Origin of the sequence: Vibrio sp. OPT20 (assembly GCF_963889365.1) — a bacterium.
GTDB lineage: Bacteria > Pseudomonadota > Gammaproteobacteria > Enterobacterales > Vibrionaceae > Vibrio > Vibrio splendidus.
The window spans coordinates 236,020-252,552 of record NZ_CAWPOA010000052.1; the positions used below are offsets into that span (position 1 = coordinate 236,020).

Consider the following 16,533-nt stretch of genomic DNA (forward strand, 5'->3'; position numbering starts at 1 on the left):
AATTACAACGCAGTTTAAAGCGATGCGGATTCAAATTCGGATTCCGAATTCCTCCAAAACTAAACAACTAACACATATCACTTCTGGCCACTTTTCGGCATAACCTCAACAGGTGGTACTTGGTGCCAAACAATGTCACTTGTGCCTGTATAGATTTTTGTCGTTTTAGCGTTCGCGTGTGCCATTCGCTCGGTAGCGCTCTGCCCTTGTTGTTCAATCATTCGAGCAGCTAGTCCTCGAATTTCATGATAGGTCGGCCTTAGCGATTTCTTTAGATGGCTATATAGCCCTAAAGAGTCTCGAACCTTACTGAACTCTTTACTTATATTGTGGTGATGCACTTGGTAAAGATGGTCGGTCTCTTTTGAAATACCACGTTGCTGCTGTTTAGGTTTACGATGAACGATATAAGGGCATATCAATCTCGATGTTTTAGAAAGGTCGACAATGTCTTTAATCGTCTGGGTGACAGGAATGGCCACAGTGGAAGCATCGGACTTTTTCACCTTTTCTCGATGAACATAAAGCATTCCATACACTGCATGCCCATCCACATACTCCACCTCTTTGTCAGGGTTCCAAAGAATCCCACAAACGCCTTCCCGTGGTTTGTATATACGATAACGAAGCCTATAGATCTCTCTCACAGCATGAGTCGTCTCAAGTGTTAAGCTCATTGCGACCTTAAGAAACAGTGGCGCTGCATCGTAGACCTTTTGGTAGTTTTCGATATCTAGGTCGTGGCGAGCTTTTGTGTAATCTTCTCTGGTCAATCGACGCTGTTTTTTATTGAGTACAAAATTACTCTCAATAGCGCTCTCATCAGCAAGGTAGGAAAATACCTTTTTAAGGTTACTGATCTTATTGTTGAGCTGACGATTACTTAACTCTGAATAGTATTTCGAAAGGAACTCATTGATGTGCTGTAACTTGATCGATTTGGTTGGCAACCGCCCCATGAACTCATCAAGGCGGTAACAGTCCCTTTCCAAATTTCGATAAACGTCTTTGGAAAGCCGTTCTTCTTTCTTCACACGAGACAACACTAATGGAAGCCACTCTTTTAAAGGCCGATTAAATTTGTCCTTACGGCCTTTGGAGACAGCTTTGCGAAATGGGGTCATCTCAGAAAGGGAAAATGCGCTTTCTAGCTCAGGACGATACTGCAAGTTATAAACATGCGCAGCTTGTATCGCTTCTTGCTCTACAGTCCCGATAGGAAATAGCTTCTTCACACCATCTACGGTCGTAAACCGAAACCGAGATTGACCCCTATGGCTCATTTTCACCAAGAATGGAGGGTAATGAGCCGTTTCTTTGCTTCTAGCTCTACCAACCATTTATGACTCCAAGAATCTTAGAAGTTCACTCACCCTGTCTGCAGGGTTCCCTATCTCGTCGTCAACACAGACTAAATATCGGCCCGTTGGCGTTCTAGTGCCCTCGAGCTTGCCATGCTTAATCCAGTTTATGATGGTGGTATTGCATATCCCTGAATCAGGGTAAAACTCATCAATAAATTGTCTAGGTCTGATTTTACGCGTCGCCATGTCGTTCTCCTTACCTTTCTCACTACATGAAAATTAAGATTTTTCATCTACTGGTAGAAAAACTATGCACGATTTTTTCAGTGACATTCTATTTGCGCAGCAATTAACGAAAAGGATTCCCGAAGCGTAAAACGATTCAACGAATCGATTTCAAGCCCACTTTAGGGTGGACTAATACAGTAGTACCCAGTTGCTAATGTATTGATTTTATTTGACTATTTCATTGGCCTTTTTAAGCGTTTTTTAGGCCAATTAGAGCTTAACCACCAGCTATAAATACATAAAATGCATATAAATCAATACCATACAGCTAAGATTACTACCAATATCGGGGTTTCACCGTTTTTGAGCCCTCAAAAACGTCTCAAATATCGCGCAATACACTGAAAATAATCAACTTTCCTCTTCCCCAGTTTATCCCAATGTTGCTTGGGTGGATTGAGTTGTACTTAGTTAAATATATGGTCAACCATGTCAAAACTTAGTTACAGATTCTTTGTAGCAAACTATTATGGAAAGTAGATTTAACTAAGATAAATAACCCTATCTGCGCTCTCAATCGTCTCCTCTCTATGCGCAATTAATATTATTGTCATATCTTTATTTCTTAAATTGTAATTTATCACTGACTCATTTTCTACATCAAGATGGCTTGTAGATTCATCCAAACACAAGATGGCAGGGGACCGGTATAGAGCACGAGCTAAATAAATCCTTTGTAACTGTCCTCCGGAAAATGAACTCCCCATATCTCCAACTGGAGTATGATATTGCATTGGCAGCGCTTGTATTTCCTCGAGAATACAAGAATCCTGACAACAAGCTTTGAGTTTATCCTCGTCATAATATTGACTAAACAAAGTGATATTTTCGACAATAGAACCGGACAACAAAGTATCATTCTGCATTACTGCCGCAAACTGCTCCCTATAACTACTTATGGATATCTGACTTATGTCTATTCCGTCTAAATATATTTTACCTTCTGTTGGTTTAAGCAAACCAAGTAAAATTTTCATCAAAGTCGACTTACCACAACCAGACGCACCAGCTATGGCTACGCATTCTCCTGATTGCACTTCAAATGAGATATTTCTAAATACCCAATTAGATTTACTAGAGTATTTAAAACCAATCCCTTCAACACGAATATGACCGAGAGAACGACTAATATTGCCATGTTTCTTTTTGTAATTCTCTTTACTCTCTAGTGCAATGTCTGACAATCTTTCCAAATGAACACTAAGCATTTTGAATGACAACCATTTACTAATAAATGCAGAACTGCTCGACGTAAACTGTCCCTTATAAGCAATAAAAGCTAGAAGCATACCAACAGAGAGCTCACCGTCTATCACAATCAACGCTCCCATATAAATGATAACTATCGACTCTAGACCAAGAATAAGACCAGTAATTACACCTTCTGCAATATTTAGTTTTCCTTTTTTAATTCCCAAATTAATCACTTCTGAATAGTTATTGAGCCATTTGTTAAGGCGATGGCTCTCCTGGCTAAATAGCTTTAAAGTCTGAATTCCACGTACTGACTCAAGGAATATAGTATCTTCTTTTGCTCCAGAGATAATCAATTCTTTTTCTAATTGACGATTCGGGGAGTAAAACAAAAACTTCACTAAAAATGAAAGTATAACACTAACTACAACCACACTACTTAACTCTGGACTATATATATACATCATAACCAGAACTACCAATGTCATTAAACCATCAATAACGCCCTCGACGAACCCAGTCGTCATCATACCTTGTATCGCTCCGAGCGAGCCAAAACGTGAAACAATATCCCCAATATGGCGTTTCTCGAAGTAAGAAATAGGCAACCGTAATAAATGACTAAATAAATTTGCCCCCATCTGAATATTCAAAGTGCTACTAAGCCTAATCACTAACCAACTTCGAAAAGCACTGATACTTACATGAATAATACATAGCAAAGAAAATCCAATGGCTAAAACAGTTAAGAGTGGCTCATCATTACTTAATAATACATGGTCTATTACCCATTGCATATAATATGGCGATAGTAATGCTACACACTGAAGAGTTATCGTCAGTGCAAATAAAGAAATGAGGGACCGCTTTAAACCTGACACTTTTTCCCAAAGTTGATCTATTTTCATCACAACTGCAGAATTTTCTTTTTTAAATTCAGGATTAGGTGTTAACTCTAGAACGATACCAGTGAAAGAATCACTAAATTTTAGTTTATCAAGAACTCTTTGCCCCAAACCAGGATCATTAATATAATATTTTCCATTTTTGTAGCCGGTAAGTACAACATAATGGTCAAGATCCCAATGTAAAATACAAGGAAAACTTAACTTAGATACTTCATCTAAACCACATTGTAAAGCTCGGGAGGAAAGGTTTAGACTATCAGCCACCTCCATAACATGTGCTAAGTTCATCCCTTGATTATCTAAGTTACTAATTCCTCTCAAAGATGGAAGGTTGACCTTATAACCATAATAAGATGAAATCATGGCAAGACAAGCTAAACCGCATTCAGAAACTTCTGATTGCTGAATTATTGGAACATTTTTCTTATTTTTAAAAATCAAAAAAGAGGCAGCATTAACGCTCGTGATTTTATTATTGAATTTTATTGTATCACTCATTAAATTTACCACTTATCGCATACACAGGTTCTAACAACCACTCTAATAGGCTTCTTTTTTCTAGAATAATATCCGCATCAGCGATCATTCCCACCTTGAAATAAAATATTTTTCCATATGCTGAAATATTTTGCTTACTTAAACTTGCTCTTACTACGTACATTGGTTCATCAATTTTTATAGGGGATTTTTTTTCACTTGGTAACAACAATGCTTTATCAACACTTATTACCTCACCTTGTACCATTCCAAATTTTTGATACGGAAAAGCATCAAATCTTATATTTACCTTATCTCCCATTTGTATAAACCCAGCTGAGCGTGTTGGTAAAAACATTTCAATTTCTAATGGTGAATCATTTGGGATAATACTAAGAAGGGACGAACCAGGACTCACACTAGAACCAGGATGCATTTGAATAGCCGTAACAACTCCAGATTCTGGGGCTTTCTCTAGAAATTCATATTGGCTTTTCAACTCAAATAGTTGGGTTTTTATAGATGATATTTGACGATTTATCGATACCTTACTTGATTTAATTTTATCGGGAGAGATTAACCTCTCATATTCGAGATTAATTATCTCTGATTTAATTAATGAGATTTCTTTATTTGTTCTATTTAAATTTTCTTTCGCATCTAAATATTCCTCTTCAAATTTAGAAAGTTGGTTGGGTGACAAATAACCATTGTTAAATAAGTTTTTATTATTTAACAATGCATTTTCCTTCAAAATTAATATTGAATTATATGTTGACTTGGTTTCATTAATGATACTTAGCCTTTCGTCTAAGAATAACAATTGCTCTTCAATCTTAGCTTGCTCTTTATTATGAATATGACTTATCGTATCTAACTCAACTGATAAAGATCTACTTTGAGCCTCCAATTCAAAACTTAAAGCCTCAGACAGTTCAAGCCCCGTTGATAAACTATGACTATTCCTCACTTTCACCAAGTTATCACCAGCGGCAACGTGACTTCCCTCAGTAACTAAAAAACTATCAATAACACCACGCCTACTTGAAAAAACTTTAACAACACCTTTCTTAGGAGTCAGGTATCCTTTAACACTTTCTTTCCTAGAATAACTGCATTGAGTCAAATATATGACAAAAACGATAAAAAAAGAAACAATCATCAAGTTAACAATATACAACGATATAGGTTGATTCAAATTAACAGTGCCTAATAAACGATTTTTCTTAGATTTGAAAACTTCTTCTCTAAACAAAATTAACCTATATATTCTAGAATTGGACTAACATTAAAAAAAAGACCCCAAATAAATGTATTTTATACTCTTTTCTTTAATAAAAGTTTCTTCAAAATGCCGGGAATCTTTTGAATTATTGATATTATCTCCAATAACAAAATATGAACTAGCAGGAACTGTAAAGTTAAGGTTATCGATTGAAATTGCTTTGTTATCTTGAATGCACTTTGTAGCATTACATAGCTCTCCATTACTAACTATGATTTCGTCTTTTGGAATTGAAAATATCCTTTTAGAATAATACTTACCATTCAAAATAAAAACTACGACATCACCTCTTTCTAAGTTGATATCATTATCAAAATATCTCAACAATACAATTTGACCATCTTTAATTGTTGGAGACATGCTTGCACCTACATTCTTTGCAAGTACTAAGTCATTTTTATATGTTAAGATATTAAACATAAGCATTAAGTGTATAATTGAAATTATAACCTTTAATTTAATGCTATTTTTTTTAGACCATTTCTTTGTAAAAAAAAATGGCGAAGTAATCAAAAAGAGAGCTGTTATTATGATAATAAAATAGCTTGCGATATATATATCGATACTGTGTAGAAATGAAAAACTCTTCACGATTGAAAACAAAACCAGGATAAAGAACCAAATTCGATATATCTTGTTATCACAAAAAAGGTCATATAACCCCAAAGATAACAGGTTAAAAAATGATTTAATTACTTTCAAAACTAAGAAACCCTTAAATATTAGTTTAAATAGGAATAAGGTTACAAGTTGTTAATCTTATTCCTAGAATGATTTATTATTTTTAATTTTCTATTTCACGGCCTCCATTACCACGACGATAATTTCCTTGCCTATTATTGTGACCATTACGACGATCTTCTTTTCTTAATCGGTCTAAGTACTCTTGCTCACCTACATTCAGTTCTTCTGAATGGATTAACAAATCAAACCAATTTTTGTTTTTTATATCTTTCAGAGTATCGATTACTTCCCTTAATCGATCCATAGATGTATCACCACCGCTATCTCCGCGACCACCACCAATAACTAACGCAATTTCTTTATTTGACAAATCTTTCATTTTTTATCTCTAAAAATTATTATATTTTTATCCTAACCATTATTGGAATATCATTTTAATGCTCTATTTCCCTACCACCAGAGCCACGACGGTATCCACCTTGACTGTTATTGTAACCATGACGATCTGCTTCTCTTCGCATGTTATCTAAGTACTCTTGCTCTCCCGAATTTAGTTCTTCTGAGTGAGTTAAAATACCAAACCAGTTCCTCTTTCTTATATCTTTCGCTAGATCTTTAGCTTCACTGATAGCATCACGTACGTGGTCTTGCCAATCTTCACCACCTCTTCCTCCACCAACGACTAGCGAAGCTTCTTTATTGGATAACTCTTTCATAACTCCCCTTTATTACATTTTATAAAACAACCAGTCAGGCCGTGAATCATATACACATCACATATGAAATCAACACAATACATACTTCATGCATATAAATGTGATGAAGTTAACATTAAATTTATTCAGCCAGAAGGGTTGTGTATTATTAAGCCACTACTTGAAAGCGAATAAATATATAAATCAATAGCATGCAGATTTGGTTACTACCAAAGACGGAGTTCATCAGCCATGATTTTAATAATCAAACTTTCTTCACGACAACAGAACCCGTTATGACTTATGAAACAAAGGATACATTAATTGCATAAGCAAACTATTATTCCATTCATTCAAGGATAAACTGAAGATTGAACAAGCTCTCTACTAAACCTTTCATATAATTCAAAAGCTTCTGTTTTAGATATCAAGCTTCCAAGAGCACATTGGTGTGCCAGTTCAATATCATCGCCTAGGTTTGGGTAATAACGCTTGGCGACTGCAGCGCACTTGCTCAGATTGGTGTACCAACTGCCGTCTTTCTCAGCAACGAAGTAATATGCTGCCCTAACTAACTTCTTGCTAATAACCTTGGTGACGCCTGCATCACTCATGCGTTCAAAGCGGGGGGGTCATTTGCTCAAGAAAAGTAGATAAGTCACCATTAAGAGTTTGAGCTATTTCGTTACTTGGTTTGTATAGTGGAAACCCAGCAGATAAATCGTTTCCCCAAACACAACAGCAACAATGCTTGAGCCAAAAATGCCAATGGTATTTTTCTTGAGGCAACAGAACATCCCGAAGGAGCCAGGATCGATATCAAGCTTGCTCACTTGAGGATATGCTTTGGGAATGGTGTTAGAAAGTCGGTTAAATACTTCCTCTTCTCTTTGACCTACAGGCGTAGCGAGGACGACAGAAACATCCAAATCAGAGCAACCAACGATGGCTGTTCCTCTTGGCACGCTTCCATACAACTAGATGCCATCAATTTGGTTCGGAAGTTCGCTTAACAACGAGTCAATAACAGCGTTCACGACACCTTGAAATTCGGGCGCGATATTCTTAGGCGAGTAAAGGTTTTGAATAAACCCGTCTTTGTCTAGACCTCTAGCTTGATCCTGCATACTGAGTTCCTATTTGAATGTAATACACGTTGAGTGATCCCACACATTAAGAATCAACACCTCACGTTTAAGACAGGATCGTTTTCGCGTAAACGAGCGTGCTGTCTAGCTCTCCTGATGGCAAACGTCGGTCATTAGCGAAACACGCCTCTTGTTGATATCCACATCGTTTAGCTACGGCCCGACTTTTCAAATTCGAGCCTGCCATTCTAATTTCGATTCGTTTCGCACCTTTTTGAATGAATGCATACTCTTCGATAATTCGGATGGCTTCACTCACATAACCAAAACCAGTTTGGGATGTTTGTAACCAATAGCCAATTTCAAAGTAAGGGACAGTACCGTCTCTGATCATAAAACCAATAGCCCCTATAAATGCCCCCGTTTTCTTTTCAATAATATTGAACCAGAATTCTCCAATAAAGTTGGCGAAATTATTGGAAGCATCTTGAATGTTAAGTTCGAGCTGCTCTTTAGTTAGAGAATCAGAAACCCAAGGTAAGAATGGGGAAAACTCAGCCTTGCACTCATTTATCACCTCAAACATCTCTTCGCTGTATTTTAATGATGGAGGGGTTAATTTGAGCCTTTCACTTTCCATCACTAAGCCTTTCCCCAATCAGATCGAACAACCGCCAACACAACTGTATCCCACCATTGACCTTTGAAGAATCGATGATCTTTAAAACACGCTTCTTGTTTCATTCCTAGTGACTTACATAACTTAATCGCAGCCAAGTTCTTGCTGATGGTTTCGGCGTAGATGCGGTGTATGCCTAACTCAGAGAAACCGAAATCAGCGAGGGCTTCAGAAGCTTCTATAGGAAGCCCTTTTCCCTGAATTTCCCTTGAGAAAGCACAGCCCATCGAAGCTTGTCGATTACCCTCAAGGCGCAAGCAAACGGTTCCAATAAACTTCCCCGAATCTTTGTTTTCAACTGCAAGCTGATAGGACTGTCGAGGAACTTCTGAAGCCTGCTCAACAAACAGCTGGGTTAGCTCTCGATATTTGTTAGGTTCGCAATCACTTTCGTCATAGAAACGCTGATACTTAGCGTCTTGAGACATCGCAACAAAGGCACACTCGTCTTCGATACTCATATCTCGAAGAATTAACCTGTCAGTTTCCAGCTTAAACATCAAAATTCCTTTTTATTTTATAGCCATGAAGGGAAAAGTCTCGGAGGTGTTTACTCGTATACTTTCCCGTAATGCTTCAACCAACCATGAGTGTGATGATTACGAGGGTCTTTGTGCGTCCAGTGCATTACGCCACCTTTCTTGTTCCATTCATATTCACCATAAAATTCAACTCGATCGCCCTTTGCCAGTCCCTGAACACGAGGCGCTAAATCAATATTATGTGCGACTAACAAGGTTTGTCCGCTATCGAGTTGCAAAATGAATTTCTGATGTCGAGAGCCTTTATTATCATCAGGAAGTACTCGATACACCGTACCCGATCCGCGCACCTGAACGTCGCTTTGGTGATTTTCGTAAGCTTGCTTAAGTCGCGTATCATTCGCTTGAACATGACTGATGCCGAAGCTAAGCAGCACTATAAGTAGAGCGAAAAATTGTTTCATTCCTTTCATTTCCCATATCTGTATGTTGATTTGGGATACTGGCTGGGCATCCCCTCTTTTAACGATGCTTGTACTGAGTCGGACAATAACCTCTCGAAACGCACGAACTGCGCAGTTTTACGTACTTGGTCGAGCGCCCAGAAACACGTGAACGCCACAGCTTAAAACTGCCAAGCTTGAGATGGCTACGCATAAAACGAATCACTTGTGATTCATTTAAACCAAATTGCAGCTCTATGGCTTCAAACGGGGTTCGATCTTCCCACGCCATTTCTATAATTCTTGATTCGTTCTCTTTAGATAGCATCATGCATACTCTTCCTTTATAAACTGGAAGAAATACGCCCGTCTTAGATTTAAAGATCACAAGTGACCACTTTGAACTACACGACTTATAAAGTTCAATAAAACAACAAGCTAACTCAAATTATGGCTATTTGCTTTCCAGCCACTCAGAACGCAATAGACCATACTTAATCGAGTCATAATACTCGCCTTGGTAATAACGCACTTTTCTTAGCCTAGCTTCTTGCTGGAAGCCTAATTTGAGGGCTAGTGACATCATGCGAGGATTACCCGACCAAGTGGTTAAACCGACACGCTCTATCTGCTTGTTTTCGAATAGGTAAGATACCCAAAGAGGAAGAGCTAACGCAGCAATACCCTTCCCCCAATAGTCGGAGTTATAAATGACTACTCCGACTTCAAGCCAACGTGTCTCTTCACACTCCCAATAACAACTGACGGTTCCTACAGGCACATCGTCTACAACCACCAACTGTAAGTCGGATCCATTGAGTAACCGTTGAAACGAACGGCTTTCAAATTCGCCTAATGACGGGTGGGAATATGGGAAATAAGGGCCGTTAAACTTCGTCCACTCATCATTTGAGATAACCAAAGCATGAATGGCGGCCAATTCGCTGGGCATTGCTGATCTTATCGTTATGTCCATTCACTTTCCTTATCCTGTTTCAAACGCTGTCGTACTGTTCGATTATTCTCAGTATTAGCACGACTAATTTTTGTTGGAGTTTATTAGCTTTAACTGAGTATTTGCGAACTCTCTAAGCACTCTCGCATTATTGTGATGTGCGTTATCTCCGCATTGCTGTCCGTTCACTCTAATTTCAGGGCTAGAGTAGACAGGAATAATATCACGCTCATAAGACATTACCGTGCCTCTCTCTGAACAAGCAGCACCGAATGAATATGCAGGAGCTTTCGGATAGCTGCCAGCGATAAAATAATCGATACTCTCGTGATCTTTTAACACCTTTTTATAGTCGTGGTTAGCGCCACTCAAGTGACCAATTTCATGTTCCATTGTCGAGTCTGGGCAATTTATCGCCAAAGAGAAAAAACGAGATACCTGAGATGCGACACCACAATATCGAGACTCGAACGCAGAATGATAATTAGAAAACACAACCCCTGAAAAAACAGGACGACCGTCTTCTGTGATTTCTTTAATTGGCTCTTCCATCGATAATTTGAGTAGCCTCTCTGCTGCGCTCAAATCTTGAAACCAAAGGCTGTCGATTTCAGACGTATAAGTCACCTTGGTGACTTTTCTCGTCATAGGGATGCAGGAGTTCTTCAACACCAAATTCGAATAGCTTTCCCATGTCGCTATTTTAGAGGCTATAAATTCTTTGGAATATTCGGCTAACACAGATTCATCAACATAAAGGTGGATCTCTGTATTCAAAACCTCACTCTTCGCACAAGTAGGAAACTCGATGCTTTGAGCATTGGATAGTCGACTATTGCTCAACACTATAATCAAAACACAACCAACTAACTGGATAAGCCTTTTAAAAGAACCCTCACTGACTCGTGTATTCATTTCCACCCTCTCCCTATATTCAAAACCACAAAAAGCATCATAAATGCCGTGACTTAAGATTCATATAAATAACTAATACACATATAACAACACCGTCTTACATGTTAAATTTCGATAGAAAGAAGGCTTATTAAGGAATCTACTCATCATAAATCGATGTACTTTAGTTAAGTTAGATATAGGCCGATAGTGATTCCGATAATCGACCGAACATACTAAACGGCGGGCATGGTTCACCCTGCTTTGTAACTACTTATTTCAAAGAGATTTTTGCAATGAATCTCACGCTCTAGGAATGCTGAACCACGGTCACATAACGCTCCATCTTCCATAATCAGAGCAACCACCCTCCCTATTGAGCATTGATTTTTTGAATACCAAAATCATTCAATTGAACATATCAACATAGCTTATCGATTAAGCAATTGATCTCATAGCAAAGAGACTGTACGCTTACATTATGCACACGGTTACCTAATGGAGATCACGATGAATGAACTACTGACATGCGCTATGGAACAGAAACAACGAACAACAGTGACGAGTTTATTCGCAAGAAATGGATTCAAGATTGCGGCTACTGACTTTGATGATGTGACTTTCGAACGAGAGAGTGTGTTGGTCAATGTTCGTTTTGATGCGTCTTCAAACGTTGAATCGATTTCAATTCTAAACAACTAACGAGCTCACAAGCAGGTCGCTAAAATAATTGAATGGCCAACATTCGAGTCATTTTAGCGTATCTTGCAACCTGCCCTTTTCTACTTCATCCCCATCCTCTTCTCTTCCAAAAGCCACCGAGTGACAATTAAATCAATAACTCGCAATTCCATGAGCTTGGCTTATATTTATTAATACCCTTTGAACAAAAATTCGAAATGATGCCTATGTTCCTAACTCGGTTAATTTATGTCAGTACGCTTTCCGAATGTTGTGATTCCAAAGCATTGGAGGAGATACTCGCTATCTCGCGAGATCATAATCGGCAGAGCCATTTAACGGGGCTTCTCAGCCATAATCAAAAGTACTTTCTTCAATGCATTGAAGGGGCTAGAGAGGCCGTTAACCACACGTACAATCATATTCTTAACGACGAGAGACACAATCACGTCGCAATACTTTATTTTAAAGAGATTGATAGTAGAGAATTTGGAGACTGGTCGATGGGAGACATTCCGCAGTCCAATTTAACCGAGCTGTTGAACTTACAGTTTTCAACATCTGATCAATTTAACCCGTACGAAATGTCTGGCGAAAGTGCTTACCGAATGCTTTTAGAGTTAAAGCAAAATTTGCCATCTGAGTGACAAAACTCAACTTGGAACGATTACTATAGAAGAACCTGCGACCAAATAAGGTTTTGTCATTTTGAGTTTAATAAAAGGTTAGATGTGCATCTCACCTTTATTTTAGGACAAGACTTTTAAACAATTAAGTTCTACGCTCTTAATTAATCTCGACGACCAGTCAACTCAATCGCTTGATCTTTTGTATCAATTTGGAATTTCAAACCACCAGAAGATGCTTCATTGCGACTTTGTAATACAGGTTCTGATTCAACACGCTCTACATTAGTCTTATTTGGCGCAGTTAGGTTCATGTCGATTGTACCTGTATAATTGCCGTCTGCCGCCAACGCAGTATTCATGGAAAAAGCCATAAGCCTAGTGCGATTAACTTGTTCATACGTCACCTCTGTATTTCATCATTCGTTTTTCTTTCGATAGAGTTACTTTAGCCATCAACAAACAAATGAGGAAAACCGAGATTTACCAAATTGAAAACAGCCCTAAGAATTAGCTTTAAGGCAATTGCATTTGTATCTCAGATAGCACCTCATCTAACCCCTCACCTAAGGCTTCAACCAGCGCTTCATAACCTGCTTCTTTCAACGGTACTTTTGATTCGAAGTCGGCACGTGCAAGCTCTGAGCCTTGATCGCTCAATACCCAAGTTCCTTTCACTTCTGCGTTTCCGGTATAAGAACCGTTGAACTGCTCAAAGGTTATCGTCAACTCTCTTTCGGGCTCTCCTGATGTATCAGAAGTATTGACCCGCTCTTCAAGCAACCCTTCAAGGTTCTCAGCCCAAACATGTTTACGCGCAGATACCAATTCATTTTCAGACTTGCGATAAGCTATTCCTATCGTGTCGAGGTAATCCGGCAAATCAACACTAGTTTTGACCTTAAAGATCGGTTTATCCAATGTACTTTCAGGCAAGAGGTACGCGTTAGTACCATCAGTAGGCGCAGCGCACCCCAAGAGCCCAACTGACACAACCAGTGATATAAATTGCTTTCTCATTATTCCACTCCCTTAACTGGAATCGGGTCTTCTTCTACTTCGCTACCGAACACTAACGCATTCGGTTTGTCGTTCAGCACTTTAATCAGTGGGCGAAGCTCTTTTAACACATGTTCTAACTCTTCAGATGCACTGATCAATTGCTTGTAAGCGTCGGAGTCATCATCGTAACTCTCTAATGTCGCCTCAAGTTGCTTCATGGTGTCACTCAGATCTTGTGGTAACGCTTTTGCGCCCTCACTACCCATCAGTTGATCGACACTCTTCAAGGTAGTATCTAATGATGCAAGCGATCCGTTTAAATTGGCGATAGTCGCGTCTAACGGTAGCTCGTTAATCTTGGTTAGGAAATCGGTGATCTGATTTTGAATTTCGGTTAGACCACCCGCGACAACCGGGAACACAGGGTAACCATCAAACTCTCTGGGTTCGTAAGTCTCCTCATCTTCATAAAAATTAATGTCGACAAACAGCGCTCCCGTGAGCAAGTTACCTGTTTTCAAGGTTGCTCTTAACCCTTCGCCCATTTGCAGCTTGACGCGTTCAGCAAAGGCTTCGGAATTCACGGCTCTAAAGACTTCAGAAACTCGTTCTATTTCCAGCTTTATTAAGATAGGAATACGGTTCGAGACCTTGCCATCTTTATCCATGCGAATTTGTAACGGCACCGTATCCACAGTGCCAATCCTGACACCTCGATACTCCACTGGAGCCCCTTTCCTTAAACCTCGAACCGATTCTTCAAATAGCAACACATACTCGATCGATGTCGTGTACTTACCTTGTAGAACCGCGTCGTAATTGTCGTACAGTGTGTACTCTTGAAGGTTCTCTTTTATCTGCAATCCAGGCTTAATACTCTCGGCTACATCAAAGCTCACACCACCAGTCAGGATGCTTTCTATTGATGCAAAGTTAACATCTAAACCATTCGCACCAAACTTCACATCGATTCCAGAAGATAGCCAAAACTGCGTTTTTTCGAAAATCAGGCCATCATAAGGTGCAAAGATAAACAGTTGGTATTTACCCTCTTTCTTTTCATAGTCAAAGCTTGTTTTCTCAACCCGACCCACCACGAAGCCATGATGCAAGACAGGTTCTCCTACACGCAGTTGGTTGGCCTTATTATGTGAAACCACCACACGAATTCCTTTGGTATCTGGTCCCGCGACGGGTGGTGTGTCTAATACATCGAACTTCAATTGAGACTCACTCGATTTACCCGGCTTTAACTCTATGTATGAGCCAGACAAAATGGTTTCTAACCCGCTGATTCCATCAGTACCGATGTGTGGCTCAACCACCCAAAACTGGGTTTCTTTATTGATCATGCGTGAAGCTTTCTTGTCTATCTGAGCTTTGGCTATGATGTATTCGTAGTTTTCACTCAGCGCGACATCCGTAATAGTGCCCACATGTACATTTTTAGACTTAATTGCTGTCTTTCCAGCTTCGATACCTGAAGCATCAGGCAAGATCAAAGTGATCTCTGGTCCGCGATTGTTGAAGTACTGAAACAACATCCAACAGCCGACCAGAACCGCGATAATGGGCACAATCCAGACCGGAGACAATTCATTTTTTTTTGATACTTTCGCATCTGACGCGCTTTGTTTTTCCATATACCCCATACCTCTACCGAGAGATTATTTCCATATAATTCGAGAATCAAAAATCATTGCCGACAACATAGTGAAAATGACGACGGCAGCAAAAGACAAAGCAGCCGGCCCAGGATAAATCGCCATCAATCCGTCTAATTGAACCAAGGCAACCAGAATAGCAACCACAAAAATATCTATCATTGACCACCGACCAATAAACTCAGTAACACGGTATATTTTGAGAAATCGAGTCGCTTCATCAACAGGTAAACCCTGAACCCTTTTTGCATTCCAATACAAGTATGCGAGTGCAATCATTTTTGCCATCGGTATAAACACACTGGCAAGCAAGATGATCAAAGCGACTGGGTATGACCCCATATTCCACAGAATGATGACACCTTCGATGATGGTTGAACCTTCACTCGTCCCGAATGCAGACGTATACATCATTGGGTATAGGTTTGCCGGGATATAAAAAATAATGGATGTGAGTAATAGAGCCCACGCTATCTGAAGGTTTTTGGTCGGATTAAATCGGTGTAGGTGAACATGACAACGAGAGCATTGACTAAGTTGGTCATCATACAAGTGAACCTGCCCACAAACATGACAAACCAAATGCTCATGCTTTTGGAAAAGGCTACCCGTTACCGATTCGTGCAACGGGTTCGGAGGGATCAATCGGTCCCAGATCCAATCAAAATCAACCAACGAAATGGTTTTGACCACCAGCATAGCGTAGATACCAAATGCCCAAAATGATATGCCCATAGAGACATCGGCTAGTGCTGCTATTTTAATCAAACTAACCAACACACCAATCAAAAATACATCCACCATGAGCCACGGTTTAACCCAGCTCAAGGTCTTTAAAATGAAGATCGCTAAACGGCTTAGGTTCGGCAAGTGGGTGCGCTTTTTTTCAGTCAACGAATAGAACCAGATCGCGCTAATTAGAAAATAAGCAGGCAAGAAAATAACGGCAAGAAATAAGAGTGCGGCAATCAGTGAATTATCTAACCTATTCATCATATCCACGGCTTGATAAAGGGTTATTTGTTGACTGATACCTTGGACGCTAAATGACATGTAGGGAAAAGTAAGACTCATCACGAGTGTGATCAAACTGGCCACTGCGTAGGCCATCACTCCTTGCCCCTTACTCGCGCCGATGCTGCACAAAGTATGATGACAACGAGGGCACGACGCCTCACTGCCCG

18 protein-coding genes and 2 pseudogenes are annotated in these 16,533 nt (G+C 39.4%); 2 read left to right on the forward strand and 18 right to left on the reverse strand.

The annotated features are described in order from the left end of the window. Positions 1–77: 77 nt before the first annotated feature. The 14 genes and pseudogenes from AACR09_RS11115 to AACR09_RS11180 all read right to left on the reverse strand — a co-directional run bounded on the left by AACR09_RS11115 (position 78) and on the right by AACR09_RS11180 (position 11,397). A complete protein-coding gene (locus AACR09_RS11115; protein ID WP_193834969.1) occupies positions 78–1,340 on the reverse strand; it encodes an integrase in 1,263 nt (420 codons plus the stop codon). Then, positions 1,341–1,550: a hypothetical protein gene (locus AACR09_RS11120; RefSeq protein ID WP_010434910.1), complete on the reverse strand. Its 210-nt coding sequence runs from the start codon at positions 1,548–1,550 to the stop codon at positions 1,341–1,343. A 524-nt stretch (positions 1,551–2,074) separates the two neighbouring features. Beyond that, on the reverse strand, positions 2,075–4,192 hold the full coding sequence (locus AACR09_RS11125) for a peptidase domain-containing ABC transporter (protein ID WP_193834970.1): 2,118 nt from the start codon (positions 4,190–4,192) through the stop codon (positions 2,075–2,077). Then, positions 4,185–5,426, reverse strand: coding sequence for an HlyD family secretion protein (locus AACR09_RS11130; RefSeq protein ID WP_228010507.1), 1,242 nt, complete (start codon positions 5,424–5,426; stop codon positions 4,185–4,187). The genes AACR09_RS11125 and AACR09_RS11130 overlap by 8 nt, the downstream gene beginning before the upstream one ends. A 33-nt stretch (positions 5,427–5,459) precedes the next feature. After that, positions 5,460–6,047, reverse strand: coding sequence for a signal peptidase I (lepB, locus tag AACR09_RS11135; RefSeq protein WP_322621710.1), 588 nt, complete (start codon positions 6,045–6,047; stop codon positions 5,460–5,462). 193 nt (positions 6,048–6,240) lie between these two features. Continuing rightward, the gene (locus tag AACR09_RS11140; RefSeq protein WP_193834972.1) at positions 6,241–6,519 is read right to left on the reverse strand and encodes a hypothetical protein; all 279 of its coding nucleotides are present in this window, start codon (positions 6,517–6,519) and stop codon (positions 6,241–6,243) included. A 55-nt stretch (positions 6,520–6,574) separates the two neighbouring features. After that, positions 6,575–6,856: a hypothetical protein gene (locus AACR09_RS11145; protein WP_193834973.1), complete on the reverse strand. Its 282-nt coding sequence runs from the start codon at positions 6,854–6,856 to the stop codon at positions 6,575–6,577. Between the two features lie 332 nt (positions 6,857–7,188). Then, positions 7,189–7,962, reverse strand: a pseudogene (locus tag AACR09_RS11150) (nucleotidyltransferase domain-containing protein). A 67-nt stretch (positions 7,963–8,029) separates the two neighbouring features. Then, positions 8,030–8,563, reverse strand: coding sequence for a GNAT family N-acetyltransferase (locus tag AACR09_RS11155; RefSeq protein WP_193835050.1), 534 nt, complete (start codon positions 8,561–8,563; stop codon positions 8,030–8,032). 2 nt (positions 8,564–8,565) lie between these two features. Next, positions 8,566–9,102 carry a GNAT family N-acetyltransferase gene (locus AACR09_RS11160; protein ID WP_102452974.1) on the reverse strand — a complete coding sequence of 179 codons (537 nt, stop codon included), beginning with the start codon at positions 9,100–9,102 and terminating at the stop codon, positions 8,566–8,568. Positions 9,103–9,152: 50 nt separating this feature from the next. Then, positions 9,153–9,548, reverse strand: a complete 396-nt coding sequence (locus AACR09_RS11165; protein ID WP_193834974.1) for a DUF3465 domain-containing protein — start codon at positions 9,546–9,548, stop codon at positions 9,153–9,155. 58 nt (positions 9,549–9,606) lie between these two features. Then, the gene (locus AACR09_RS11170; RefSeq protein ID WP_193834975.1) at positions 9,607–9,858 is read right to left on the reverse strand and encodes a TIGR03643 family protein; all 252 of its coding nucleotides are present in this window, start codon (positions 9,856–9,858) and stop codon (positions 9,607–9,609) included. Between the two features lie 123 nt (positions 9,859–9,981). Then, positions 9,982–10,503: a GNAT family N-acetyltransferase gene (locus AACR09_RS11175; RefSeq protein ID WP_193834976.1), complete on the reverse strand. Its 522-nt coding sequence runs from the start codon at positions 10,501–10,503 to the stop codon at positions 9,982–9,984. Between the two features lie 63 nt (positions 10,504–10,566). Further along, complete coding sequence (locus tag AACR09_RS11180) at positions 10,567–11,397, reverse strand: hypothetical protein (protein WP_193834977.1); 831 nt, start codon at positions 11,395–11,397, stop codon at positions 10,567–10,569. 489 nt (positions 11,398–11,886) lie between these two features. Between AACR09_RS11180 and AACR09_RS11185 the strand changes: the two genes are divergently transcribed. Both AACR09_RS11185 and AACR09_RS11190 read left to right on the forward strand, forming a co-directional pair. Then, positions 11,887–12,078 carry a hypothetical protein gene (locus tag AACR09_RS11185; protein ID WP_004734640.1) on the forward strand — a complete coding sequence of 64 codons (192 nt, stop codon included), beginning with the start codon at positions 11,887–11,889 and terminating at the stop codon, positions 12,076–12,078. A 206-nt stretch (positions 12,079–12,284) separates the two neighbouring features. Further along, positions 12,285–12,704, forward strand: a complete 420-nt coding sequence (locus AACR09_RS11190) for a BLUF domain-containing protein (RefSeq protein ID WP_050650180.1) — start codon at positions 12,285–12,287, stop codon at positions 12,702–12,704. A 143-nt stretch (positions 12,705–12,847) separates the two neighbouring features. On the opposite strand, the pseudogene AACR09_RS11195 reads toward AACR09_RS11190, so the two are convergent. The 4 genes and pseudogenes from AACR09_RS11195 to AACR09_RS11210 form a co-directional block, all read right to left on the reverse strand. Next, a pseudogene (locus AACR09_RS11195) lies at positions 12,848–13,083 on the reverse strand (hypothetical protein). 116 nt (positions 13,084–13,199) lie between these two features. After that, positions 13,200–13,703 carry a PqiC family protein gene (locus AACR09_RS11200; protein WP_193834978.1) on the reverse strand — a complete coding sequence of 168 codons (504 nt, stop codon included), beginning with the start codon at positions 13,701–13,703 and terminating at the stop codon, positions 13,200–13,202. Further along, positions 13,703–15,328, reverse strand: coding sequence for an intermembrane transport protein PqiB (pqiB, locus tag AACR09_RS11205; protein ID WP_193834979.1), 1,626 nt, complete (start codon positions 15,326–15,328; stop codon positions 13,703–13,705). Before pqiB ends, AACR09_RS11200 begins: the two co-directional genes overlap by 1 nt. 24 nt (positions 15,329–15,352) lie before the next feature. Then, positions 15,353–16,533 (reverse strand): paraquat-inducible protein A (locus AACR09_RS11210; RefSeq protein ID WP_193834980.1); only part of this gene is annotated, 1,181 nt, incomplete at its 5' end.